Source organism: Pseudomonas imperatae, from assembly GCF_057128625.1.
In genome coordinates this window covers 1-516 of the sequence record NZ_JBSKHP010000094.1, presented here as the reverse complement: position 1 = coordinate 516, position 516 = coordinate 1, and the positions used below count along the sequence as shown (strand labels likewise).

At 69.8% G+C, this 516-nt stretch carries 1 protein-coding gene; it reads left to right on the top strand.

Features of this window, described 5'->3' with window-relative positions; genetic code table 11:
* On the top strand, positions 1 to 516 hold a 516-nt coding region (locus ACWKWX_RS32775), incomplete at both ends, for an AAA family ATPase (protein ID WP_483829953.1).

The window sequence follows — 516 nt, the reverse complement described above, 5'->3', positions numbered from 1 at the left end:
AGCCGGCCGGTGACCGCATGGTCAACGAGCAGGTCACCGACGAGGACATCGCGGCCGTCATCGCCGCGTGGACCGGCATCCCGGTCGGGCGTCTCCTGCAGGGCGAGACCGAGAAGCTCGTGCACCTCGAGGCCGAGCTCGGCCGGCGGCTCATCGGCCAGAAGCCGGCCGTGCGCACGGTGTCCGACGCGGTGCGCCGCTCGCGCGCCGGCATCAGCGACCCGAACCGCCCGACCGGATCGTTCCTGTTCCTCGGGCCGACCGGTGTCGGCAAGACCGAGCTGGCCAAGGCGCTCGCCGAGTTCCTGTTCGACGACGAGGGCGCCCTGATCTCGCTCGACATGAGCGAGTTCGGTGAGAAGCACACCGTCTCGCGGCTGTTCGGTGCCCCTCCCGGCTTCGTCGGCTTCGAGGAGGGCGGCCAGCTCACCGAGAAGGTGCGCCGCAAGCCGTTCTCGGTGGTGCTGTTCGACGAGATCGAGAAGGCGCACCCCGACATCTTCAACTCGCTGCTGC